General features: G+C 65.0%; 16 protein-coding genes and 1 tRNA gene. 10 read left to right on the forward strand and 7 right to left on the reverse strand.

All coding sequences use genetic code 11. The features are described 5' to 3' along the window. Positions 1-149: 149 nt before the first annotated feature. Positions 150-1,592: a carboxylesterase/lipase family protein gene (locus JS533_RS05765; RefSeq protein ID WP_241513497.1), complete on the reverse strand. Its 1,443-nt coding sequence runs from the start codon at positions 1,590-1,592 to the stop codon at positions 150-152. Positions 1,593-1,876: 284 nt separating this feature from the next. Between JS533_RS05765 and JS533_RS05770 the strand changes: the two genes are divergently transcribed. Continuing rightward, positions 1,877-2,899: a LacI family DNA-binding transcriptional regulator gene (locus JS533_RS05770; protein WP_241513498.1), complete on the forward strand. Its 1,023-nt coding sequence runs from the start codon at positions 1,877-1,879 to the stop codon at positions 2,897-2,899. A gap of 5 nt (positions 2,900-2,904) precedes the next feature. On the opposite strand, the gene JS533_RS05775 is transcribed toward JS533_RS05770, so the two are convergent. Beyond that, the gene (locus JS533_RS05775) at positions 2,905-4,062 is read right to left on the reverse strand and encodes a LacI family DNA-binding transcriptional regulator (protein ID WP_338024164.1); all 1,158 of its coding nucleotides are present in this window, start codon (positions 4,060-4,062) and stop codon (positions 2,905-2,907) included. Positions 4,063-4,176: 114 nt separating this feature from the next. On the opposite strand from JS533_RS05775, the gene JS533_RS05780 reads away from it, so the two are divergent. The 7 genes from JS533_RS05780 to JS533_RS05810 all read left to right on the forward strand — a co-directional run bounded on the left by JS533_RS05780 (position 4,177) and on the right by JS533_RS05810 (position 15,594). Then, entirely contained in the window at positions 4,177-5,850 is a 1,674-nt protein-coding gene (locus tag JS533_RS05780; RefSeq protein ID WP_241513500.1) for an extracellular solute-binding protein, read from the forward strand. A gap of 114 nt (positions 5,851-5,964) precedes the next feature. Then, complete coding sequence (locus JS533_RS05785) at positions 5,965-6,948, forward strand: ABC transporter permease (protein ID WP_241513501.1); 984 nt, start codon at positions 5,965-5,967, stop codon at positions 6,946-6,948. A gap of 28 nt (positions 6,949-6,976) precedes the next feature. Next, a complete protein-coding gene (locus JS533_RS05790; protein ID WP_241513532.1) occupies positions 6,977-7,927 on the forward strand; it encodes a carbohydrate ABC transporter permease in 951 nt (316 codons plus the stop codon). Between the two features lie 23 nt (positions 7,928-7,950). Beyond that, positions 7,951-10,074, forward strand: a complete 2,124-nt coding sequence (locus JS533_RS05795; RefSeq protein ID WP_241513502.1) for a glycoside hydrolase family 3 C-terminal domain-containing protein — start codon at positions 7,951-7,953, stop codon at positions 10,072-10,074. A 70-nt stretch (positions 10,075-10,144) separates the two neighbouring features. After that, positions 10,145-12,226, forward strand: coding sequence for a sialate O-acetylesterase (locus tag JS533_RS05800; RefSeq protein ID WP_241513503.1), 2,082 nt, complete (start codon positions 10,145-10,147; stop codon positions 12,224-12,226). Between the two features lie 102 nt (positions 12,227-12,328). Continuing rightward, a complete protein-coding gene (locus JS533_RS05805) occupies positions 12,329-13,609 on the forward strand; it encodes a family 8 glycosyl hydrolase (RefSeq protein ID WP_241513504.1) in 1,281 nt (426 codons plus the stop codon). 125 nt (positions 13,610-13,734) lie between these two features. Further along, a complete protein-coding gene (locus tag JS533_RS05810; RefSeq protein WP_241513505.1) occupies positions 13,735-15,594 on the forward strand; it encodes a glycoside hydrolase family 43 protein in 1,860 nt (619 codons plus the stop codon). Between the two features lie 243 nt (positions 15,595-15,837). On the opposite strand, the gene JS533_RS05815 is transcribed toward JS533_RS05810, so the two are convergent. The 5 genes from JS533_RS05815 to JS533_RS05835 all read right to left on the reverse strand — a co-directional run bounded on the left by JS533_RS05815 (position 15,838) and on the right by JS533_RS05835 (position 22,803). After that, a complete protein-coding gene (locus JS533_RS05815; RefSeq protein ID WP_241513506.1) occupies positions 15,838-16,953 on the reverse strand; it encodes a hypothetical protein in 1,116 nt (371 codons plus the stop codon). After that, the gene (locus tag JS533_RS05820; RefSeq protein WP_241513507.1) at positions 16,950-17,831 is read right to left on the reverse strand and encodes a hypothetical protein; all 882 of its coding nucleotides are present in this window, start codon (positions 17,829-17,831) and stop codon (positions 16,950-16,952) included. Before JS533_RS05820 ends, JS533_RS05815 begins: the two co-directional genes overlap by 4 nt. Before the next feature lie 476 nt (positions 17,832-18,307). Then, entirely contained in the window at positions 18,308-19,963 is a 1,656-nt protein-coding gene (locus JS533_RS05825; protein ID WP_241513508.1) for a sensor histidine kinase, read from the reverse strand. Beyond that, positions 19,960-20,904, reverse strand: a complete 945-nt coding sequence (locus JS533_RS05830) for a response regulator transcription factor (protein ID WP_241513509.1) — start codon at positions 20,902-20,904, stop codon at positions 19,960-19,962. The genes JS533_RS05825 and JS533_RS05830 overlap by 4 nt, the downstream gene beginning before the upstream one ends. Before the next feature lie 399 nt (positions 20,905-21,303). Then, positions 21,304-22,803: a xylulokinase gene (locus JS533_RS05835; RefSeq protein WP_241513510.1), complete on the reverse strand. Its 1,500-nt coding sequence runs from the start codon at positions 22,801-22,803 to the stop codon at positions 21,304-21,306. Between the two features lie 393 nt (positions 22,804-23,196). Between JS533_RS05835 and JS533_RS05840 the strand changes: the two genes are divergently transcribed. Both JS533_RS05840 and JS533_RS05845 read left to right on the forward strand, forming a co-directional pair. Continuing rightward, on the forward strand, positions 23,197-23,928 hold the full coding sequence (locus JS533_RS05840; protein ID WP_241513511.1) for an ECF transporter S component: 732 nt from the start codon (positions 23,197-23,199) through the stop codon (positions 23,926-23,928). A 199-nt stretch (positions 23,929-24,127) separates the two neighbouring features. Further along, a tRNA-Ile gene (locus JS533_RS05845) sits at positions 24,128-24,201 on the forward strand. Positions 24,202-24,297: the final 96 nt, after the last annotated feature.

Below are 24,297 nucleotides of genomic sequence, written 5' to 3' on the forward strand. Positions count from 1 at the left end.
CATCGGCGTCTGTTCGGCGGCGAGGCCGACGCCCTTGAGACTCCAAATGTCATGATGGTTGACGGTGGCGGCCTTGACGGACACGCTCGACCAGTACGGGCGGGGTTCGGGTTCGGGCCGCTCCCCCCCCCCATTGCCTGATGAGTGCATTATGCTGGCAAGAGAGCAGGAGTGCTGTTCGCGCCGAGTGGCTCCATCCCGGATTCGCGGCCGAAGCGCATGGCCTGCGGGCGCGCCGGGTCGAACGCGTCCCAGTGGGGCAGCGGTTTGCCGCCCCGGCCTTCGCCGTTCGGGTCTCCGGCGCGGATGAAGTTCGCCCAGCAGTCGCACATCGTCTCCGACAGCTCGTAATGCCAGCCGGAGAACGGCCTCCAGCAGGTGTGCAGCGAGTTGAACGTGAACCACAGGTCGGAGGAGTGGAACGCGCCGGCGTCGTCGCCGGGCATCTGTACGTCGAACCGGTAGAAGAAGGGGGCCGGATTGCCGGCCTCGATCCAGGCTTTCGCCAGCCTGATGTTGCCCAGCTCGCCTTCCGGCACGGGCGTGCCGCCCGGTCCGGGAACGGTGAACTCGCCGGTGGTGTTGCCGACCAGCAGTTCGCGGCGGTCGCGGCGTCCGTCGCGCAACAGGCTCGCGCCGTACTGGCCGGTGAGGAAGCGGCCGTCGATGCAGGGGATCCAGTTGACCAGCATCGGCCATTCGCCCTCCCGGCCGGAATCGGGCGGCACCGGGAACTCGCATGCGGCGTCGAGCAGTTCGGATGCGGGAATCGCGCGGGCCTCGTCGATCGATCCGACGCCGAGCGAGGAGAGGAAGCGCTCGCCGTTGCGCTGCGATTCGGCCAGCGACCACAGGTGCTCGTTGAAGACGCCGAGTCCGCCGCCGGACTGCATGATCGCGCGCCGGAACAGGCCGTCCGACGTGGCCGACGCGCATTGCGCCAGCACGCTGGCCGAGCCTGCGGACTGACCGGCGACGGTGATGTTGCCGGGGTCGCCGCCGAAGACATCGATGTTGTGCTTCACCCACGCGATGGCGGCCTGCTGGTCGAGCATGCCGAAGTTCGCGGTCGGATCGGTGGGATGCCGCAGATCGGGATGCGTGAAGAACCCGAATACGTTGAGACGGTAGGACACGGTCACCACGACGATGCCGCGACGCGCGAGCGACGCGCCGTCGAACTCCTTCTCCGACGTGGTGCCGCACTGGTAGGCACCGCCGTAGATCCACACCAGCACCGGCAGGCGCGGGCTGGCGCCGCCGGGGAACCCCGCTTCGCCGCCGGAGCCGCGCAATGCGGGTGTCCAGATGTTCAGGTACAGCGAGTCCTCGGATCGCGGGGTCGCCGGGTCGACCGCCCATTCGCGGCCGTAGAACTCGTCCGGCCGGCTCATCGGCTGCATGCCGATCGGCGCGAAATCATGTGTGCGCAACACGCCGTCCCACGGGCTGAGCGGCTGCGGGGCGCGCCAGCGCAGCCTGCCGACCGGGGGAGCGGCGAACGGCACGCCGCGGAACGCGGTGACGTTCGGATCCTCCAGGGCGAGGCCTTCGACGGCCCCGTATCGGGTGATGACTTGTCTTGATACCATGGTGCTCCTTTGCCTTGGTCGGGGCGGGCCTGGCGGCCGGCGGCGAGAATCTCCGTCAGTGGAGGTTCTCTTCTGAGATCTTTTTCCCGGATGTCGGTCCGCTGATAAAAGTTTTCTATAGATCTTAGAAAAATATCGACAAGGAAAATGCTAGCAGAAGAGTCTTCTATGTCAAGACTGATGCATGTTTGTATGTTTGGCTGAAATATAAAGGATTATCTGACTGATCGTGCAGTTCGGTTATACTGAAAAGAGAACGAAAATTTTCTATTTCTGAGGTAGATATGGCGGATAACACAGAGCGAAAAGTCACGCTGGCCGAAATTGCCCGACGCTCGGGCGTGTCGATCGCTGCGGTATCCAAGGTGATCAATGGACGCGATGGGGTTTCGGATGCCACGCGGCAGAACGTCGAGAAGGTGCTGGAGCAGGTCGGGTATCGCCGCAAGAGGCAACTCGACGCGAAGATGTCGTCCACGGTCGAGCTGATATTGCCATATGGCGATGGCAATGGCGTCATCGAGTTTCTCCGCGGCGCGACATCGCAGGCCAACGCGATGGGTGCGGTCGTGACGGTCAGCGAGACGAAGCCGGGGGCGGACCGATATGAATTGTTCCTGCAAATCTTGCGGCGCAATCCGTTGGGTGTAATCGTGAATCTCCCTGACGTCACCGACAAGGAACGCAAGCTGTTCCGCTCGCGATCGATTCCTTTCGTTATCGTTGATCTGAATCGTGGCACCAGTGACGAAGCGCTCTCCATCGGTGTCGACAACTGGACCGGAGGCCTGATTGCGGGGCGGCATCTCATCGAGTTGGGGCATCGACGAATCGCGGCCGTGTCGGGACCCGAGGACTCCGAATCGTCCGCTGCCCGTATGGCCGGATTGAGCATGGCTCTTCGGGAGGCGGGGATATCGATTGACCCGGCATTGGTGTGGACGGGTGATTTCTTGTCGGAGGCCGGCGTCGATGCGACCATGCATTTTATGCAAATGTCGGAACCGCCGACCGCCATTTTCGGATTCAATGATTTGACCGCGATCGGCGTACTGCGTGCCGCGGCCCATCTGCGGGTGTTGGTGCCGGAGGAGCTCTCAGTCATCGGCTTCGATGATGTATTCCCAGTGGCGGGGCTGGGCTTGACTACGGTCCATCAGCCGTTCTTGGATATCGCGCGGGAATCAGTCAAAATGATCATGAACGCGAAGGCCCAGCAGGACGAAGGTCGTCATATCGCGGATCGTCGTATCGTCATGACTCCGAGACTCGAGGTGCGTCAGACCACTGGCGTACCTCGGTCCTGAACGAATCATTCGTCGGGCGATGGCGCGGTGCTGCCTCTGACGATCAGGGTCGTGGGCAGCGTCAGATTGGTCATCAGCGTATCCCTCTCGTCCCAGCGCAGCAGCAGATCAACCGCTTCCGACGACATTTCGCGAATGGGCTGGCGTACCGTGGTCAGCGGCGGGCCCATGTATGCCGAAGTCTGCACATCGTCGAATCCGATGACCGACAGATCGTCGGGAATGCGCAGGTTGAACGTGTGTGCGGCGTCGTATACGCCCATGGCCTCCAAGTCGTTGCCGGCGACGATTGCGGTGGGGCGCGGTGTGCGTTTGAGGAGCTTCATTGCCAGGTCGCGCCCGCATGTTGTGGTGAAATCTCCTTCCATGATCATCGATTCGTCGACTGCCAGTCCTCGCTCCGCCATCGCGGCCAGATGTCCTGCCAGCCGTGCCTGCGAGCACAGCATGGACGAGGGGCCGGTGATGACCCCGATGTTCGTGTGGCCGAGATCCAGCAGATGCCGGGTGCCTGCAAGTCCGCCGCTCCAGTTGTCGGCTCGGATAGAGGCCGAATCCGGATCGGGGTCTCCCGAAGGGTCGAGCAGCACGTAGGGGATGTTTCTGGCGGTCAGCCGTTGCGCCGCGTCCTTGGTCAGATCGCTGAGTACCAGAATCACGCCTATGGGATTGCGCTCCACGCAAGCATCCACCCAGAACGAAGGATCATCGCTGACTCCTCGGGTCTCCGTGATCACCACGCCGAGACGATGCTTGCGGGCGGATCGCTCCACGCCGATGATGACCTCCAGCCCCCATACGTTGTCGAGACGTTCCAATACCACATCGATCAGCGGAGAGGTCGTAGATCGGCTTTTCGCATAGTTCATCGCGTCAAGCGCAGCCTGTACGCGACTTCTGGTGGAGTCGGCCACATCGGGTTTTCCGTTGATCACTTTGGACACCGTCGCCACGGAGACGTCCAGCTGGCTGGCGACTTCGGTCAGCGTCGGGCGTCTCTTCGAACGTGCTGGGCTTGTGAACTGTCTGATGTGTGTGTGATATGGCATGCTGCACATCCTCGTTGAGATAAAATTTTCGAAAAAACTTCTAAAAAGAATTATACACAAAAGTTGTTGTTTGTGGTGTCTAAGGCGACGGCTTCGATGTTTTAGTGTTGCCATAAACGGCTATTTTTCAATGTTTTAAGGTTTTGATCTTCTCGGAAAAAGTTTCGAGAACAGCGTTTTGTGACTGTTTGACGAATATGTTGGTTGAGCTGTATAAATGAATTGTTCTTGAGATATCGAGAACAGGGGGAAAATTTTCGCACAAAGGAGAGTGCAATGACACGACGAAGTGGCAAAGCCCGGATGATCACTGTTATGGCAGCGAGCGTCGCCGTCCTCACCGTTCTGGCCGGATGCGGGCCGGATTCCGAAAGCAACGGCGAGCGCCTCGCCTCGGACGGCAAACCGGAAGTGGAGATTCAAGTCCTCAAGTGGGATAACCAGGCGGCCATGAAGGACATGAAATGGACCGACGAACTGGAATCGGCCTGCGATTGCCATATCACTTGGAAGGAAGTCTCCACCACCGCTTGGGAGCAGCAGAAAGCGACCGCTCTCGCCGCCGGCGACGTCGCCGACATCTCTATCAACGGCCTGTATTACTCCGATGCGGTAAGCCAGTACCCGTATTTCGAGGATCTCAGCCAGCATCTCGATCAAATGCCCAACGTCAAGAAGATGCTTGACGAACAGCCTACGCTTAAGAAATGGGTAACCGATCTTGAAGGTCACATCTATGTGATGGGCCAGAGTAATGTGCAGGGTGGCATGTCCGTGCATCGCCGTGTGATCAATAAGACTTGGCTCGACAAGCTCGGACTCGCCATGCCGACCACATGGGATGAGCTGATCGACGTGCTTGAGAAGTTCAAGACCGAAGATCCGAACGGTAACGGCAAGGCCGATGAAATCCCGATGGATATCCGTAAGTTCGCCACCACATCCTATCGCTGGTGGGATCCGTTCGTCATCATGAACGATACCGGTATCCCGACTTCGTTCAACACCGCTCCCGGTCAGGAAGGCGTCTATGTCGAGAACGGCACGGTGAAGGCGTGGCTGACCGACGACCGTTATAAGGCCGCCATCGAGTTCTATCACAAGCTCATGAGCAAGGGGTTGCTGCCCGCCGACGCACTCACCCACGAGGACTCCTCCTATGATTCCGAGAAACAGGGTGAGGGTACGACCGCATCCGTCGGCGTCGCCATCGAATCGAACGCTTACTCGATGGGCAGCGACATCGCCGACCAGTATGTCGCGCTCGGACCGCTGAAGTACGATCCGTCCATGTCAGATGACGACCTCGTGTGGGACACCTCGCTGCAGGCATCCAAGTACGGCCAAGGCACATTGGCTGTCGCCAAGGACGCACCTAATAAGGAGGCCATCTGGAAGATCATCGACAAGATGTACAGCACTGATATGGCGGTGCAGATCAGCTACGGCACCGACTATATCAAGAAGACCGGCGACAATGAGTACACGGTCGATCCGTCCCGGTATGACGCCAATCTCAAGATCGCGCCGACCATCAACATGACCACCTACATCCCCGACGACATTACGATCAAGGGCGATGTGGACGTGGACCGCAATAAAGCCGTTGACGCTCCCTTCGAGGCGGCACAGCGTCATGTCAACGAGAAGAGCTATATGCCGGTCTATGTGAAGATGAACACCGAGGACGGCACCACACTGAGCAACCTGTACAACCGCGTGATGACCTACGTCATGACCACCACCGGCAACTGGATCCAGAATGGTGGCATCGAAGACGGATGGGATGACTATGTCAAGCAGGTCAAGGCTGCCGGCCTTGACGAGATACTCAGCCTGTGGCAGAAGGCATACGATGATCAGGTGACCGATCCGCTGCCGCTGTTCTCGGACGAAAAGTAACGCCGATACGGCATTGCATATACGCTGCGGAGATGCTTGACGGCGCAGTCGTCACATCTCTGCGGCCATCTCCCGATCGAATTGACAACTTCTTGTAAATAAGAAAGACCCGCTATGAGAAAGACCGCGCAGCGTGGCGCACAAGTCGTCACAACCCTTTCATCCTCCATTCCAGACAACATCGCCATCCAGCGAAGTCAGCCCCTGCCTGTGCGATTGGCGCGACACTTCCAACGATTCTGGCAGATCTGGCTGATGATTCTGCCCGGCTGCTGTTTCGTGCTGTTCTTCTCGTACGTACCGATGTGGGGTATTCAGCTCGCCTTCCGCGACTTCGACCCTCGCAAGGGTATCACCGGCGGCAAGTTCGTTGGATTCAAATACTTCAACCAGTTCTTCACCGACCCGAATTTCACCGCGGTCATCACCAACACCGTGCGCATCAGTTTGTGGACACTGGTCATGGGCTTCATTTTCCCTGTCATCCTCGCATTGATGATCAATCAGGTATCCAATGCCAAGGTCAAAGGCTTCATTCAGACGGTCACCTACATGCCGCATTTCATTTCGACAGTGGTCATCGTCTCTATGCTCAACATCCTGCTCACTCCGAACACCGGCATCATCGGCCGGTTCTTCCCCGACCATAGTCTGATGGGCGAGCCCAAGGCGTTCACGGCACTGTACTGGATCAGCGAGGTCTGGCAACATGTCGGCTGGAACTCGATCATCTATCTGGCTGCCTTGTCCGGAGTGAATACCGCGCTGTACGAGGCCGCGAAAATCGATGGTGCCGGCCGTCTCCAGCTCATTCGCCACGTCGACATACCCACCATCCTGCCGACGATGGGCATCCTGCTGATCATGAACATGGGTTCCGTGCTTTCCGTGGGATTCGAGAAAGTCTACCTCATGCAGAACGTGCTCAACCAGCCAGCATCTGAAGTCATTGCAACGTTCACGTACAAGATCGGTATCCAGCAGAGCCAGTTCTCCTACTCGACGGCTATCGGTCTGTTCAATACGGTTATCAACTTCATTTTCCTGGTCTTGGCGAACTTCATCGCCAAGAGGACTTCAGAAACCAGCATCTTCTAAAAAGGAACCTATCGTGAGCGCTCAAGCAATGCAAGCATCCGTGGCACCTGCGGCCAAGATTTCGCCGTCAGATATCCCGTGGAACAAACATGTCCGTCAGAAGCAGACGATTTCCGATTGGATCGTCAATATCGCCATCGCCGTGCTGATAGTCGCGGTGATCCTCGCAATCCTCTATCCGTTATGGTTCATCATCATTGCGTCCATCTCCGATCCAAAACTCGTGGCTACCGGCAAGGTGCTATTGCTGCCACGAGGTGTGCAAATGGGCGGGTATCAGCGCATTTTTGAAGATGCCCGCATCTGGACCGGCTACCGTAACACGATCATCTATTCGTTCATCGGCACCGCGCTGAACATGGCGATCACATTGCCGATGGCATTTGGTCTGTCCCGCCGCGAATTCAAGCCACGTCGTCTGATCCTGTTCCTTCTCACGTTCACAATGTTCTTCTCTGGCGGTCTGATTCCCAGCTACCTGCTGTACAAGCAGGTTGGTCTGCTTGACTCCATGTGGGTGTTCATCCTGCCGGGCGCGCTGTCCGTATGGAACCTCATCATCGCCCGTTCGTTCTTCGAGAACTCGATCCCCGAAGACCTGCACGACGCAGCACAGATCGACGGTCTGGGATACTTCGGATACTTCTGGAAGATCGTGCTTCCGTTAAGCTCGGCTATCATCGCCGTGATCGCGTTGTACTACTTCGTCGGCCATTGGAACGACTACTTCACGGGCCTTATCTACATACGAACCACCAACAAACAGCCGTTGCAGGTGGTATTGCAGTCCATCCTGCTGTCGAACCAGTCCGCGCAGAACACCGCCACTTTCGGTGACACCGCCCAGCAGGCCCGTCAGGTCGCCGACCAGATCAAGTACGGCGTGATCATCGTCTCCACTCTTCCGCTGCTGATCCTGTACCCCTTCCTGCAGAAGTACTTCAACAAGGGCGTCATGATCGGCGCCGTGAAGGGCTGACCCACTCGTAAAGGACCGACACCATGACCCAGATGACCCATGCCGAAGCACTCGAACAGGCCAGACGCATCGTCGCGCAGATGACGTTGGACGAGAAGATCGGCCAGCTCAACTACACGGCCCCCGCCATCGAGCGGCTCGGCATCCCCGAATACAACTATTGGAACGAGGCGCTGCACGGCGTGGCGCGTGCGGGAGTGGCCACCGTGTTCCCGCAGGCGATCGGCATGGCCGCCATGTTCGACGATGCCGAGCTCAAGCGCGTGGCCGAGACGATCGCCGAGGAGGGGCGCGCCAAGTACAACGAGTACGCCGCGCACGGCGACCGCGACATCTACAAGGGCCTGACCTACTGGTCTCCGAACGTGAACATCTTCCGCGACCCGCGCTGGGGTCGTGGCCAGGAGACGTATGGCGAGGACCCGTATCTGACCAGCCGGCTCGGCGTGGCGTTCATCCGTGGCCTGCAGGGCGACGGCCGTTATCTGAAGCTCGCCGCCACCGCCAAGCATTTCGCCGTCCACTCCGGGCCGGAGGCCAAGCGGCACGAGTTCGACGCGACCGCCTCCGCCAAGGACATGGCCGAAACCTACCTGCCCGCGTTCAAGGCGGCGGTCGAGGAGGCGGACGTCGAATGCGTGATGACCGCGTACAACTCCACCAATGGCCAGCCGTGCTCCGTCAACGACGATCTGCTGCACCGCCACCTCTACGGCCGGTGGGGCTTCGAAGGCCATGTCGTCTCCGACTTCATGGCGCTCGAGGACGTGCACGAGAACCACCATTACACGAAGGATGCGGCCGAGACGATGGCCGCGGCGATCAAGGCCGGGCTCGACCTGTGCGCCGGACGCTGCTCCGGGGCCACCAAGGAGGCGATCGAACGCGGGCTGGTGAGCGAGGACGAGGTCACGCACGCCGTCGAGGCGCTCTTCGCCACGCGCGTGCGCCTCGGCATGTTCGCGCAAGACTGCGAATACGACCACATCGGCTACGAGCGCAACGATTCGGCCGCGCACCGCGCGTTCAACCGCGCGCTCGCCCCGAAGACGTTCGTGCTGCTCAAGAACAACGGCATCCTGCCGCTCGACAAGTCGAAGCTCGACGCGATCTCGGTGACCGGACCGAACGCCGACTCCGTGCAGGCGATCCTCGGCAACTACTTCGGCCGTCCCAGCCACAAGTCCACGATCCTCGAAGGCATCGAACGCGCGTGCGGCGACGACGTGCGCGTCTACTCCGGCCTCGGCTGCTCGCTGTTCGGCACGCACGCCGAATCCGGGCTGTCGCGCGAGAACGAACGCGAATCCGAGGCGGTCATCAACGCGGAGCATTCCGATGTGATCATCGCCGTGATGGGCCTCGACTCGACCATCGAAGGCGAGCAGGGCGACGCCGGCAACTCGATGGGCGCAGGCGACAAGGCGAACCTGAGCCTGCCCGGCCGTCAGCGGCATCTGCTCGAACGGCTGCTCGAGGTCGGCAAGCCGGTGGTCGTGCTGCTCGCCTCCGGCAGCGCGCTCAGCCTCGACGGGCTCGAGGACCACCCGAACCTGGCCGCGCTCATGCAGGTGTGGTATCCGGGCGGGCAGGGCGGCGACGCGGTCGCCGATGTGCTGTTCGGCAAGGCCGCGCCCTCCGGCAAGCTGCCGGTCACGTTCTACCGCGACTGCGACGGGATGCCCGACTTCGAGGACTATTCGATGAAGGGCCGCACCTACAAGTACATGGAAGGCGAGGCGCTCTATCCGTTCGGCTACGGCCTGACCTATTCGACCACGGCGATCGGCGACCTGAGCGTGGACCTGAACCACGACGCGCGCACGGCGAACGTGAGCCTGACCGTCGAGAATACGGGCAAGCGCGATGAGCGCGAAGTCGTGCAGGTGTACGTCAAGAACCTTGACTCGCCGCTCGCGCCGCGCAACTGGCAGCTCGCCGGGTTCCGCCCGGTCGAACTGGCCGTCGGCGAACGTACGCAGGTCACGCTGCCGGTCGACCCGGACGCGTTCAAGGTCTATGACGAGAACGGCGAGCAGATCGTCGACGGCGACCGATTCGAGATCTACGCGGGCGTCAGCCAGCCCGACGCGCGTTCCGTCGAACTGCTCGGCTTCGCGCCGCGCTCGCGGACCGTCGAATTCTGACGATGCGGATCGGCCGGCCCGGCGATGGCGAACGGATCATCGCGGGCCGGCGATGACAAGGAGGACGTCAATGACATTGCAGTCAATGACTTTGCGGATCACGCCGCTGGTATCCGACGGCTGCATGATCCAGCGCGACCGGCCGGTCGCCGTGTGGGGCACCGCCGAGCCGGGACGTACGGTGAACGTCACGATGCGCGCGGCGGTCGCGACGGGGACCGCGGACGCGACGGGGACTGCGATCGCGACGGTCGCGACGGAATCATCCGGGTCCACGGAACCGGCCGTCGTTTCGTCGCACGTCACGGCCGGGGCCGACGGGCGCTGGGAGACGACGCTGCCGGCGCGTCCGGCCGGCACACGCGCCGAGATCACGGTCAGCGACGGCGAGACGACGACGGTCGTGCGCGACGTGCTGTTCGGCGACGTCTGGCTGCTCGCCGGACAGTCGAACATGGAACTGCGGCTCGAACGCGTCGCCGGCGAGGCGCCGCGGCTGCTGGACGACGTGGACGACGATCTGATCCGCTGCTTCGACGTGCCGCAGACGTTCGATTTCGAACGCGAACACGACGATCTGGACGCGGGGGAGTGGTTCAGCTCCTCGCGCGAACGCATCGCCGACATGTCTGCGGTCGGCTGGTTCTTCGCGCAACGGCTGCGCGCCGACGTCGGCGTGCCGGTCGGCCTGGTCTGCACGGCCGTGGGCGGCAGCCTGATCGAAACGTGGATGAGCCGCGGCCGGCTCGCTGCGATGGGCGCGCTGCCGGACGACTTCGACCGGCTCACGCCCGCGTACGTGGCACGCCAGCAGCGGCTGTTCACCGAGGCCGCGGCACGCTGGGACGAACAGGCCGACGCGGCCGACCCGGGATTGGGCGAACGTTGGCAGGAACCGGACTTCGACGATACGGACTGGGACGTCATGCGTCTGACCGAATCCGGACGGGTCGAACTGCGCGCGCCGGGCGTGATCTGGCTGCGCAAACGCATCAGCGTGCCCGAACGGTTCGCCGGCCTGCCGGCGCAGCTGCGATTCGGCACGATGCGCGACGCCGACCGCGTGTATCTCGACGGCCGGCTGATCGGCGAAACGTACTACCAGTATCCGCCGCGCGACTACGACATCGACGCGCTGCCACAGGAGTTCACGCTGGCCATCCGCCTCAAGGTCGAGAACCCGGGCGGCGGTTTCACGCCGGGCAAACGGCATCTCATCGTCGTCGGCGATGCGCTGAAGCGTGATCTGGTCGAACCAGCGGCGGTGAACGCGGCCATCGAGGCGACCGATCGCGCGGGAGCAGGTGAGCGCGCGGACGAAGGTGCGGCCGGCAAGGCCGGCGAGACCGGGCGTTCCGGAGGCGTGATCGACGTGGACGCGATGGGAGCATGGCGGTTCCGCCGCAGCGTGTGGATGCCGGTCAAGCCGGGCGACGAGTTCTTCCGCATGGAGCCGGTCGGCGACTACAACGCGATGATCGTGCCGTTGCGCCGGCTCGCGCTGACCGGCGTGCTGTGGTATCAGGGCGAGTCGAACTGCTGGCATCCGCGCGGCTACGCGGAACTGCAGATGGCATTGGTGCAGGATTGGCGACGGCTGTTCGGCCGCCCCGATCTGCCGTTCATCTACGCGCAGCTGCCGAACTACCGGCTCGACGATCCGAGCAGCTGGCTGTATCTGCGCGACGAACAACGGCGTGCGCTCGCCGTGCGGCACACGGCGATGGTCATGACCTACGACGTCGGCGACGACAGCGACCTGCACCCGCTGAACAAGCGTCCCGTGGGGGAGCGTATGGCCGTCGCGGCCGAGTCGCTCGTCTACGGCGGCGACGGCGAGCCGATGGGGCCGGTGCCGTGTTCGGTCCGGTCCGAACCGAACCGTCTCGTCGTGCGGTTCACGCACGTCGGCGACGGGCTGCGCGCGTGCGGGGCGCTGCGGTTCGAGGTCGTGAACGGCGCCGGACTGCCGCGCGTCGCCACGTTCGACGGGCGGATCGCGGCCTGCGACCGCATCGTCGTCGACCTGCCGCAGGGCACTGCCCCCGGCCGCGACGCAAGCCTGCGGTTCCTGTGGGAGCCGTCTCCCAAACCGTGCCTGACCAATTCGGACGGCCTGCTCGCCTCGCCGTTCTCCATGCCGATCGACTAGCACAAGCCGGTCCCTGCCGACCATCCGCGGCACCGACCATCATGGCACCAGATCATCGCACCAGATCATCGCACCAGAGCGCAGGAAAGGAAACCGTACATCATGACCACGAACGCAACGACCATGCCGACCGCGGCGACCGCGACGTCTGCGGCGATCGCAACGGGACAGCCGTCCCTGTTCGCACGATTCGGCCACGCGCAGGCCGACGTCGACGCGAGGCTCGCGCAGGTATGGCACGAGATCTTCGAAGGGTCGAACAAGTTCTACTGGCAGACCTCCGACGGCCTCGGCTACGTGATGGACACCGGCAACGACGACGTGCGCACCGAAGGCATGAGCTACGCGATGATGCTCGCCGTGCAATACGATCGGCAGGACGTGTTCGACAGGCTGTGGGGCTGGGTCATGAAGCACATGTACATGGCCGACGGCCCGCAGGCGCACTACTTCTCGTGGTCGGTCAAGCCCGACGGCTCCGAACGCGCGGGCGGCCCGGCCCCCGACGGCGAGGAGTACTTCGCGATGGACCTCTTCCTCGCCTCCGACCGGTGGGGCGAAGGCGAAGGACTGCAGGCGTACGCCGCGCAGGCGCGCGAACTGCTCCACTACTGCGTGCACAAGGGACGCGACGAGGATGGCGAGCCGATGTGGGACGCCGGCAACCATCTCATCGAATTCGTGCCCGGCATCGGCTGGAGCGACCCCTCATACCATCTGCCGCACTTCTACGAGACGTTCGCGGCACGCGCCGACGAGCAGGACCGCCCGTTTTGGCGGGCCGCGGCGGCCGCCAGCCGCGACTATCTGACGCGTGCGATCGACGCGACGACCGGACTCAACCCGGAATACGCCGACTACGACGGCCGGCCGGTCACCGTGGAATGGGGCAGGCACGACTGGTTCTACTCCGACGCGTACCGCACGGCGGGCAACATCGGACTGGATGCGGCGTGGCGCGAGACGGACGTTGCGGATGCCGCCGGTGACGCGCCCGATGTTGCGGATGTCGCGGATATTGCGGATGCTACGGGCTTGCCGTCGTCGGCATCAGTCGAACGAGAACTGTGCAACCGCGTAGCCGCACTGCAGCGCTTCTTCCTGACCCACGACCGCACCTGCGCGTACGAGGTGGACGGCACGCCGGTCGCCGACGAACGCGTGCTCCATCCGGTCGGCTTCATCGCCGCCACGGCGGAAGGCGCGCTCGCCGCCATCCACGCCGATCCGGCCGCATACCCCGACGCCGAACGCAACGCGCGCGCCTGGGTCGACCTGCTGTGGAACACGCCCATGCGCGTCGGGCCGCGACGCTACTACGACAACTTCCTCTACGCGTTCGCGATGCTCGCGCTCGCCGGCCGCTACCGGCGCGCGTGGTGAGCCGTTCGCGCCCCTTCCCGGGTTCCCGTTCTCTGCAGGAGCGGTCGAGGGGCGCGGCGCGTTGTCGCGACGACACATCGGTCGTGGCCGGTCATGGCCGGTCATGGGCCACGCAAAGGAGCATCATGGCACAGACTTCCAAAGCACAGACTTTCAATCGTATGGCCGCCCGCATCATCGCCAATCCCGTGCTGCGCGGCATGCATCCCGATCCGTCGTGGATCTGGGACGAGACGCGCGGCGAGATCGTGCTCGTCAACTCGTCGTTCGAACTCATCCCCGGCCTGCCGATCCACACGACACGCGACCTGGCGACATGGACGCACGTCGCCGACGCGGTCGACGAGCGCATGGCCCGCCGGCTCTTCCTCGACGGCGTCGCCGACTCCGGCGGCCTGTACGCGCCGACGTTGCGCCGCATCCGCGGCAAGTACGTGATCGTGTGCACCACCACGCGTGTCGACCGCGACAAGGCCGTCGCCGAGGGGCTTGGCGACGAGCTGGCCCGCTGCGACGCGGCCGGCGGCAACTTCGCGATCGTCGCCGACTCGTTGGAGGGGCCGTGGCGCGGGCCGTACTGGGTCGCGGGTGCCGAGGGCATCGATCCGGACATCTTCGAGGACCGCGACGGCACCGTCTGGTGGACGCAGACGCGACCCGCCGTCGACCCGCATTGGGACGGACAGACGGAGGTATGGGCCGCGCCGCTCGACATGGACTCCGATACCGGTTCCGACTCCGGTTCGGGCGTATGGCGTCTCGCCGGCGAGCGCACGGTGCTCTGGCGCGGCTACGGTCTGGACGCCGTGTGGGCGGAGGGTCCGCATCTGTACCGGATCGGCGACTGGGTGTATCTGATGACCGCGGAAGGCGGCACCGGCCCCGAGCACAGCGAGATGATGATGCGCACGTTCGCGCCGGATGGTCTGGTTCGGGCGATCGACGGGTTCGAAGAGGACTGCGCGTCCCGTGGCGTCGCGATCCGGCCGGCCCGCGAAGGCGAGCGCAGCGTGCTTGGCGAATACGACCGGCTGTTCCGCGCCTGCAAACGCAACCCCATCCTCACGCACCGGCATCTCGGCTTCAACGAGCCGGTGCAGTGCGTCGGACACGCGGACCTGCTGCGCCATCCCACGGCCGGCTGGCTGCTCGTCTGCCTCGGCGTGCGTGAAACCCCCGGCGACGAGCCGGGGGAGCGGTTCAGCTACTTCGGCCGCGAGACGTTCGTCGCTCCGGTCGTATGGGACGGCGAGCCGCGCGGCGGTGCCGATGGGCCTGCAGATGCCGACGGTGACGCGCAGACCGACCCCGGCTGGCTGACGGTCAACCCCGGCTTCGGACGTTTGCCTGCAGCCTTGGCTGTGACGGCCGGTGACGACGGGAGCCTGACGGTTGCCGATGCCGCATCCGCGACGGATCGTACGTCATCGTCGTGCGGTCCGGTGCCGGCCGACATCGTCGTGCGCGACCGTGACGGTGTCGACCCGACGGTCGGCGTCGCGGCCGCCCCCGGCTACCGGTTCATGCCGGTCGCCGACATGGACGTCGTCTACGCCGCGCGTCCGGATCGTTCGCTGATGCTTAGGCAGAACACGGACCGTTACGTCACGCTCGCCGTGACCGACTCGCAGGCCGGGCCGATCGCCGTCATGCACGTCGTCGACGAACACAATTCGTCGTGGACTCAGGTCGGACTGGACTCGTCCGAAACGGTGGGACTGCGGCTGCGCGGCAACCGTCTGGACATCCTCGCCCTGCCTGCGGATGCGGTGACGGAGAATACGACGCCGTCCGACACTTCCCGGACCCGTCTGCTGCGCTCGTACGATGCCCGTTTCCTGAGCACCGAGCGCGCCGGCGGATTCGTCGGCTGTCTGATCGGCGTGCGCTGCAAGCTGCAAGGAATAGGCCGGCAGCACCGACTATGTGTTGTGGGCATAAACGGCATCGTGGGCATGGGCGGTACGCGAACGGCGTTGATTTGACCTCTTCGTGTACCGTCCATGCCCACGATCGGATATATGGACTGCTTATGCCCACGATTTGAGTGGCTTCATGGCTGGTCTATGCCCACAACCAGCCGATCTCTGACTTGAATCTTCGTTATCCGGTCTCATACGTGGCCGGTTTATGCCCACAATCGTTCTGCGACCATCCCTAGCCGAGGCCCCGGTCACATGGAATGTGGGCATAAACAGGTCTTTTCCGTCGGTTTCCATTACCGAACCCTACTGTGCGGGCTCCTCGAAACGCAGATACGTGATCAGGTCGGCGGCGGCCTGCGACAGCACGCTGTCGTCGCCGTAGCCCGTCGGGGTGTCCGGATCGGCTTCGGCGAGGCCCAGCACGTAGGGCGTGCGGTTCGTGGCGGCCGCGCCGGCATGGTCGCGTGCGGCGGTCCACCGTGCGGACGTGTCGAGCCGCAGGCCGTACACCTTCGTCTGACGGATCATGATCGGGCCTCGCTGCGTCCACGAGCCGTCCGTCGCGGCGCCCTGTGCGGCAGGGTCGGCGTTTGAGTCGTCGCCCGCGTCGTCGCCGGCATTCGCATCGGCCTGCGGCACGACGACGATCGACGCCGGCTCGTACGTGCGGATGTTCAGCTGACGGCCGGCGGCCGTGCCGTCGTCCGTCGCACGGCACGTCACCTGCGCGACGGACGATGCCGACGCGGCGGACCGCGTGCAGTCCCAGGTTCCGTCGGCCGTGCCGGGCGCCTGTCCGGCCGTGCCGTCGACCGGCAGCTCGTACCACGTGTCGCGCATCGCGGTCGGCTGCGATCCGGCCGCGCCCGCGTCGCTGTACCAAGTCGTCGCGTCGTCGGTCGTCATCGCGGTCGAACCCTGCGCATACTGCAGTTCGGGCAGCGACGAGAACGGCGTGACGTAGCCGTCCTCGGCCAGCCGGTCGAACGTGCCGGACGGGGCGACGATCACGTCCTGCACGTTGTCGGCGCGCATCGTCTCCCACGCTCGGCGCAGCTGGTCCTCGTCCGACGACGAAAGCGTGCGCACCTGCACGTCGCGTGCGCGCATCCGCTTCGCATCGGCGAAATCGCGGGCCACGCCGGACGCGACCTGCGCGTACTGGCCGGCGTCGACCAGCGTGATCCTGATCTGCGGGTCGGCGAAGACGAGCATACGCAGCAGGGACAGCACCATCAGCAGCGCCACGAGCGCGAACGCGATCCAGCCGAGGATGCGGCGGCGACGCGTGTTGCGCCGCGGAGGGCGACCGCCGTGCAGCTCGTCGACGGCGTCGTCGTGATTGAACAGAATATCGTAGGTCGCGGGGCCGGCGAGCACCTGGTTCGGGTCGCCTGGCTGGTAGAGCGGATCGTTCATTGGAACTCCAGATAACGGGCGAACTGGTCGTTGAGTTCGGTGGCGGATTGGCTGCTGCTTCCGGTGAATTCGGAAGGGTAGAAGGCGATGAGATAGTCGCCGGGCAGGGCGGACGTGCCGGCACCGGACGAGCCGGGCGTATTGGACGAGCTGGCTGCGGCGCGGGAGGCCGCGGCCCACGTGCGCGAACGGTTCAGCGACAGTCCCTGCACCACGGACGCGTACGTTTGCAGCATGGCGGTCTGCTCCCACGCGCATTCGCCGGTGCTCTCGCACTGTTTGGCGGCGTCGGCGTCAAGCACCTTGATGCTGGCGGCCGGACGGTATTCGGTGCTGCCGCGGTCGGTGGCGCAGATCGTCGACCCTCGTTCGTCGGAACGTTCGCACCGGCGCACGAGATGGTCGTCGGTGGTCTCGTCGAGCACGGCGGCGACGCCCTCGCCGTCGCAGGTGAAGTAACGCCACGCGCCGTTCGGCACGGTCGCGGCGAACGAGTCGCCGAACGCCGGAGCGGCGCCCGCCGACCGATCGGGATACATGGCGACGTAGTTGGAACAGCCGACGGGGTCCATGGCGCTGTCGAACGATGTTGCGGAGGCGATGAGCGCCACCGAGCCCTGCTGCTGCGCCTGGTCGATCTGCTGGGACAACTGGCCGGGATCGTCGCCGTCCGGTGTGACGACGCTCACCTGGTCGGCGTCCAGTTCGTTCGCTTGCGCGAATCGTTCGCCCAGACGTTGCGTCTGTTCGACCAGCGCGTCGGAACCCCACGCGATGATCGTGAGCCGCATGCGATGCTCACGGCGGAATCCGTACGCCGCGGCCGCGATCAGCGCGATGATCACGACCGCGATCGCCGTGGCCTTGAAGATTCGCATGATGGCTGCCGTGCGGTGGCTGGCCGTGGCGGAGGCGTCGGGTGTGCGGGGTGCTCCGGGTGTATCGGGCATGCTGTGCGTGCCGGGTGCACTGCCGTCCCCCATTCGGCCTGCCTCATCCGTCTTGTCTGTCAAGCCTGTCATGTCGTTGATGCCGGGCTGCTTCATGATGGCCTCCTTCGGCTCGCCGGCAGTGCCGGAAGTCTTCGGTGCCTCCGGTGATTCCAGTGTGCGTCCGCCGCCCCGCATATCCAATCTCACGTCGCGCCCCACGTGACGCGGAGCGGTCAATGATGCTTGCAATTCCTGTAGAAGGTTGATTTTCCAAGGGTTTTGTGTGGTTGGAGATAGATGCGATTCGCTCCCTGTTACGCTCCGCGTCGCAAAACGGGACCGTGTCACGTGCCGCTCGGGGGTGTTGCTCGGGGTGTGCCGGGGATGCCGATCGGGGGATGGTGTCGCGAATCGGGAGTACATCACGCGCAGTAGGGGATGATCGCCTCGCACTGCCATGCGTCGCCGTCGCGGGACGCGGTCAGCGTGCCTCCGAGTCGTTCGATGACGACCCGGTGACGGGTCAGGCCGGTGCCCTTGACCGTTGCGTGTCGGACGGGCTCGTCGCCGCGAACCGTGTCGGCGCAGGAGACGATGATGCGGTCGGCGGTGGCGTTCACCGCGACGATGTACGGACTGTCCGGATCGGCATGGCGGACGATGTTCGCATAGCATTCGTCGATGAACGCCAGCGTCTCGCCCAGTACCGGCCGTGCGATCGCGGGCGGCGCCGTTTCGGCCGTGGGCGGCAGTCCGGTGCCGTCGAACCCCGATTCCGCCAGACGCGCGTCATGCGCGCGCAATCGTTCGCCGATCAGTCCGATCCAGCGGTATCCGGCGAGGGAATCGGCCGACGGCATGGTTACTCCGGCCGTCCCGCGGCCGCTGTCGTCGAATGCGTCTTTGTACGTCCCGTCGTTTGTCGCGTCGCGCGGCCCGCTTCCCGCCTCGCCAAACGTGCCGGCGTTCGGCGCATCGAATGCATCGCCGGACGATTCGGCATTCGTCCTGCCGCTCCCGTCGTCGTTCGTATCGGAGTCCGCGCGCGGCGTTCGCCCCAGCGTGCGGATCAGGCCGCGCGTCGTGCCGTACGCCTCCTGCGCGGCCTTACGCATCAGCCGCAGTTCCTCGCCGCCGACCGGATCGCCGGCCTCCAGCCGCCGGTCCATGACCATGAGTAGAAACGCGAGTTTGTTCGACACGTCGTCGTGCAGTCCGGCGGCGACCGTCTCGCGCGTGCGGCTGCGTTCCAATAGCAGACGATTGCGTTCCAGCGCGGCTTCCGTCGCCTGCCGGCGCATCTGCTCGCGCAGCGCGTATCCCGCGACGCCGGCCACTGCGAATCGGACGATCGTCGCGATCAGACCGCCCGCGACGTCGAACCCGGCGTCCGTGAACGCCGCGGCGGCTATTCCTGCACGCACGGCGACGGCCAATGTCCCGCACGTGTAGATGACGATGGCGGCGACCGGCGCCGGCAGGCATCGCAACCCGGCGTGGAACACGGCCACACCGACCGCGAACAGGACCGCATACTCCAGATTCGGCGGCAACACCGGTATCGCAACGTTGCTGACGCCGCCGGTGCCGACGTTCGCAACGATGTTCGGAAGGCTCGAACCGACGGTCCATCCGCTCGCGGATGCGGCTCCTGACGGGCTTCCCATACTGCCGCCGGATAGACCGTCCACAAGAGCGCCGATCGGGTCTCCCGCCACGCCGGTCGCAGAACCGGCGGATACGCCCACGATCCACGGCGTCGCCGACCACACCAACGTCAGCACGGCGGCACCCGCCGTCGGCAAGGCCGGCAGCAGCAGGCACGCGGCCGCGCAGACCGCCGTCGCCGCAGCCGAACCCCACGTCGGCGCCGCATATCGGGCCATGTGCTCCACGATCGATCCCAGCGTGAGATACGCGGCGAACAGCGTCGCAAACGCGGCCGTCCACCGGTGGTCGCCGTACCGTTGCGCCAGCCGACGTGCCGCGCGGGTCGCATCGGACCACGTGGGCGGCCGGCGCGACAGCCGGTTGGGGGAAGGCTTCGGAGAGGGCTGCGGGAACGTGCCGTCCGTCATAATGCCGACTCCGATGTGGCTCGGGTCGCCAGAATGGTACGTGCTGTCGTAGTGTGTACCGCCGTTGCCGCCGGTTCGTTCGACATGGTTGATGATGTTGGTTCAGCCGTCATATCCGGTGCCGTCGATTCGGCGTTCGTCGTTCGATCCGAAAGAGCCGGTTCCTGCGCTGGCATCATTGCCGTGGGGTGCGTGTGTGCCGTCGATGACGATGCGACCGCCGCCGTTGAACCTGCGGCGGCGACGCCGAACAGACGACGTTCGGTGCAGATGCGGATCGCCTGCGGCAGGCTCGCCGCGCCGAGCTTGGCACGCGCCCGATTGACGAGCGTCTGCACGCTGGACACGGTGACGCCCATGCGCTCGGCCACCTGCGCGGTCTTCAGCCCGTCCGCATACAGCGACAGCGCCTCGCGTTCGTGCGCCGACAGTTCGACGCCGCGCGATCGGCCCGCGTTGACCCGCGCGAACGCCGTCGCGACCGATTCGAACGTCGGCCTGTCGGATGGCGGTGCCGGATCGTACGGCAGGCCGTCGGCCGCCGCGGCGAGCACCGGCGCGAGCGCGCGCGGCGCGATGCGCTTGTTGATGAGCGCCTGCGCGCCGGCTGCGATCATCGCGTCCCGGTACTGCTCAAGCGGACGTGAGCTGATGCCGACCAGGCCGATCGTGCGCGACCGTTTGCGGATCTGCGCGCACAGGTCCGGGCCCTGCATGTCGGTCAGGGACATGTCGACGAGCATGACGTCGGGGGAGTGCTTGGGCGAGAGCGCCTTCTGGAACGCGGCCGCGCCCAGCTCGCACTGCCACGCGACCTCGAAACGCGGTCCGCACGCCTTCACCTGGGCGGCGAGCCCGTACAGCGCGTACGGGTCGTTGTCCACGATGCCCACGCGGATCCCCGCGCGTATGGGCCGCTGCGTCGTTTCCCCCGTTGCCACGATGCCTCCGATCCTGTCTCTTCGCTTCGAGTGTAGGATCGGAGGCATCGACATGCCCAATTCACGTCGTGCGATGCACGACGGGGCTCCTCTTATGCTTCCGCCCCTCCTCCTGATCCCAGTCTGATCTCGGTTCTGGCCGATTCCCAACGCAAATAAGTCTCTCTGCGTTGGGAATCGGCGGGTAGCGGGGTGGTTCTCGCCAGAAACCAACGCCGGGCGTCCTTTCCGCGTTGGGAATTGGCGAACACGTTGGGATTTGGCGGGTAGTGGGGTGGTTCTCGCCAGAGGCCAACGCTGGGTGTCTTTTCGGCGTTGGTTTCTGGCGAGAGCGTTGGAAGTTGGTGAGCGGTGGCATGAATTCGGCCGCCCGGTCAGGCGTCCGACGGGCTGGACCGCTCAGCCGCGATAACGGGCGTACTGCTCGTACACCTCGGGGGTCGGCTCGCCGGTGAGGGTCCCGTCGATCGCGAGCTGCCACGCCGGCGGCTCGGCCTCGCCCGACAGCACCCACGCGGCCTGGCGCGCCGCGCCGATCGCCACGTATTCGTCCGTCGCCGGCAGCACCACGTCCATGCCGAAGACGCCCGGCGCGTAGGCGCGCACGGCCGCCGACTTCGCGCCGCCGCCGATGAGCAGGATGCGCTTGACGTCCACGCCGAGCCCCTTGACCAGTTCGAGGCAGTCGCGCTGCGAGCACAACAGACCCTCGACGAACGCGCGCGCGATGTTCGCCTTCGTGGTGTTCCTCAGCGTCATGCCGTACAGGGCGGCCGTCGCGTCCGGACGGTTCGGCGTGCGCTCGCCGTCGAAGTACGGGATCAGCGTAACGCCCTCGGCGCCCGGCACGGACTGTGCGGCCAGATCGGCCAGTTCGTCGTAGTCGACGCCCAGCGCCGCACGGCCCGCGTCGGAGATGCGCGAGCCGTTGATCGTGCAGGCGAGCGGCAGCCAGTGGCCGGTGCAGTCGGCGAAGCCGGTCACCGACGCGGTCATGTCGTACGCGGGCACGGGGGAGATGGCTGCGGCCACGCCCGACGTGCCGAGCGAGATCGACACGTCGCCGACGCCCATGCTCAGTCCCAGCGACGCCATCGCGTTGTCGCCGCCGCCCGGCGCGATGATGCAGCCGCCGGGCACGTCCTTGCCGGCGATGGCCGGATCGGCGACGGCGCCGGTTTCGGTCGGTCCGAGCACGCGCGGCAGCGTCACGTCGTCGCGTCCGAACGCCAGCTTGAACAGGTCCATGCGATACTCGTTCGCCGCGGAGTCGAAATAGCCGGTGCCGGACGCGTCGGAACGGTCGGTGAACAGCGCGGCCAGATCGGCGGTTTCTCCGTCCGCGACCGGACCGTGGCCGGCGATGCGCCAGCTGAGCCAGTCGTGCGGCAGGCAGACCGCGGCGACGCGCGCCGCGTTGTCCGGCTCGTTCGCGGCGACCCACGCGATCTTGGTGATCGTCAGTGATGCGACGAGCGACGATCCGACGGCCTTGACCCAACGCTGACGGCCGCGCAGCGTCGCGTCGTCGGACAGGTCGTCCTCGGAGCCGTCCGCGGCCTTGGGCGCCGCGCCGAGCTCGGCGACGAGACGTTCGGCGTCGGGCGCGGAACGGGTGTCGTTCCACAGCAGCGCGTCGCGCACCACGCGGCCCTGCCGGTCGAGCAGCACCATGCCGTGCTGCTGGCCGCCGACCGCCAGCGCGGCGACGTCGTCGAGCCCGCCGGCCTGCGCCGCGGCCTCGCGGAACGCGTCCCACCACGCGTTCGGATCGCAGCTGGTGCCGTCCGGGTGCTTGGCCTGGCCGAAGCGCACGAGTTCGCCGGTCGCGGCGTCGGTGACGCGCACCTTGGTGGACTGGGTGGACGTATCGACGCCCGCCACGAGGATTCGGGTCATGGTTGCCTCCTTGCTGGTTCCGTCGCCGTGGCGGCCGTCGTTGCCGCGTCGGGTTCCGGAATGGGCGGCATGATGCCGCCGGTATTTAGTTAGATGGTTGAACTATGCCTCCAGTGTAACACATGAGGCCGTCGCGTCTGCTATGGTGTCGTGCGGCGTTCCCGCCCAAATCGCGCAGGTCAAGGAACGCCGGAAACCGGCCGGCCGGGCGCTAGGATCATCTGGATCATGCCGATCGTTTCGATCGTCGTGATCGTCCGGATCATCCGATCGCCGACGCGACGGACCATGCGGCGCACGCCCGCGGCGTCCCGCGCGGCACAGGTCGCGGACGCATCCGCAACGGCCCGGTTTCATCGATCACTGTGCGCGATCGCAAGTCAGGAGAAGGCCATGTCAGGCAAAGCCGACGCAACATCACCCACCAATCGTTCCATCGTCAACCAAACATCAGCGCGAACCGCGCCGGCCGGCATCTCCGACACGGCCGCGGCGGACGCTGTCTCGGCCATCGACGACCTGTCCCGCCTGCGCTGGAAGCCGCAGGACATCGCCGTCGGCGCGGCGCTCGGCGTCGCCTGCGGACTCGTCTTCTGGGCGTTCGACTTCGCGTACACGCCCGTCTCGTCGCTGCTCAGCGCGATCCTGCCGGGACTGATGAGCCTGTTCCACGGATTCTGGTACTTCTCCGGGCCGCTCGCGCTGCTCATCCTGCGCAAGCCCGGCGCGGCCGTCTACGTGAACCTCGTCGGCGCGCTCGCCGAGGCATTGATCGGCAACAGGTTCTCCATCGTGTCCATCCTCATCGCCGCGCTGCTCGAAGGCATTTCGGCCGACATCCCGTTCCTGCTGACCCGCTACCGCAGGTTCAGCCTGCCGATGTCGATCGCGTCCGGCGCGTTCACCGCGCTCACCTACGGCCTGTACCTGCTGTTCTTCTATTTCCAGGGCGTCGCGCCGTTCAGCCCGCGTGGCATCGTGCATATGATCAGCGAAATGATCGGCGGCGTGCTCATCGCCGGTGTGATGAGCTGGTTCCTGTACTTGGCGATCGGACGGACCGGCGTGCTCGACCGGCTCGCCTCCGGGCGTGACCTGCCCGGGCGCAAGATCGTGGACGCCTGAGTCGGCGGCGGGATCCCGGGAAACGGTTGTGATCCGCGGAGCCGGGATGGAATGGCGAACCGCCTGTGGACGGCCGCCGGGACGTGGGGCGCGTTCCTCGGACCGGGTGCGGGACGGCCGTCGCGTGTCGGGGGAGCGGTTTGCTACACTGGCGTGGTCGGTTTTCGCGCCACGCCACATGCGGCCGTGAAACCGACGTGGGGCCGTAGCTCAGTCGGTTAGAGCATGCGACTCATAATCGCCCGGTCCAGGGTTCAAGCCCCTGCGGCCCCACCGGCAAAGCCCTTGGAATCATTGGGTTCCAAGGGCTTCGTTTATGTGATGGAACCATCGATTGGCGTATCATTGCGCATGATGGGCGCCGTTCTC

The sequence above is a fragment of the Bifidobacterium amazonense genome, assembly GCF_018555435.2.
GTDB lineage: Bacteria > Actinomycetota > Actinomycetes > Actinomycetales > Bifidobacteriaceae > Bifidobacterium > Bifidobacterium amazonense.

Excerpts from the sequence above, each read along its gene's own strand:
- JS533_RS05815 (WP_241513506.1), bottom strand. The coding sequence starts at position 16,953 with ATGAACGATCCGCTCTACCAGCCAGGCGACCCGAACCAGGTGCTCGCC.
- JS533_RS05795 (WP_241513502.1), top strand. The coding sequence starts at position 7,951 with ATGACCCAGATGACCCATGCCGAAGCACTCGAACAGGCCAGACGCATC.
- JS533_RS05840 (WP_241513511.1), top strand. The coding sequence starts at position 23,197 with ATGTCAGGCAAAGCCGACGCAACATCACCCACCAATCGTTCCATCGTC.
- JS533_RS05805 (WP_241513504.1), top strand. The coding sequence starts at position 12,329 with ATGACCACGAACGCAACGACCATGCCGACCGCGGCGACCGCGACGTCT.
- JS533_RS05800 (WP_241513503.1), top strand. The coding sequence starts at position 10,145 with ATGACATTGCAGTCAATGACTTTGCGGATCACGCCGCTGGTATCCGAC.
- JS533_RS05810 (WP_241513505.1), top strand. The coding sequence starts at position 13,735 with ATGGCACAGACTTCCAAAGCACAGACTTTCAATCGTATGGCCGCCCGC.
- JS533_RS05825 (WP_241513508.1), bottom strand. The coding sequence starts at position 19,963 with ATGACGGACGGCACGTTCCCGCAGCCCTCTCCGAAGCCTTCCCCCAAC.
- JS533_RS05820 (WP_241513507.1), bottom strand. The coding sequence starts at position 17,831 with ATGCGAATCTTCAAGGCCACGGCGATCGCGGTCGTGATCATCGCGCTG.
- JS533_RS05835 (WP_241513510.1), bottom strand. The coding sequence starts at position 22,803 with ATGACCCGAATCCTCGTGGCGGGCGTCGATACGTCCACCCAGTCCACC.
- JS533_RS05790 (WP_241513532.1), top strand. The coding sequence starts at position 6,977 with ATGCAAGCATCCGTGGCACCTGCGGCCAAGATTTCGCCGTCAGATATC.
- JS533_RS05785 (WP_241513501.1), top strand. The coding sequence starts at position 5,965 with ATGAGAAAGACCGCGCAGCGTGGCGCACAAGTCGTCACAACCCTTTCA.
- JS533_RS05775 (WP_338024164.1), bottom strand. The coding sequence starts at position 4,062 with ATGGCAACACTAAAACATCGAAGCCGTCGCCTTAGACACCACAAACAA.
- JS533_RS05765 (WP_241513497.1), bottom strand. The coding sequence starts at position 1,592 with ATGGTATCAAGACAAGTCATCACCCGATACGGGGCCGTCGAAGGCCTC.
- JS533_RS05770 (WP_241513498.1), top strand. The coding sequence starts at position 1,877 with ATGGCGGATAACACAGAGCGAAAAGTCACGCTGGCCGAAATTGCCCGA.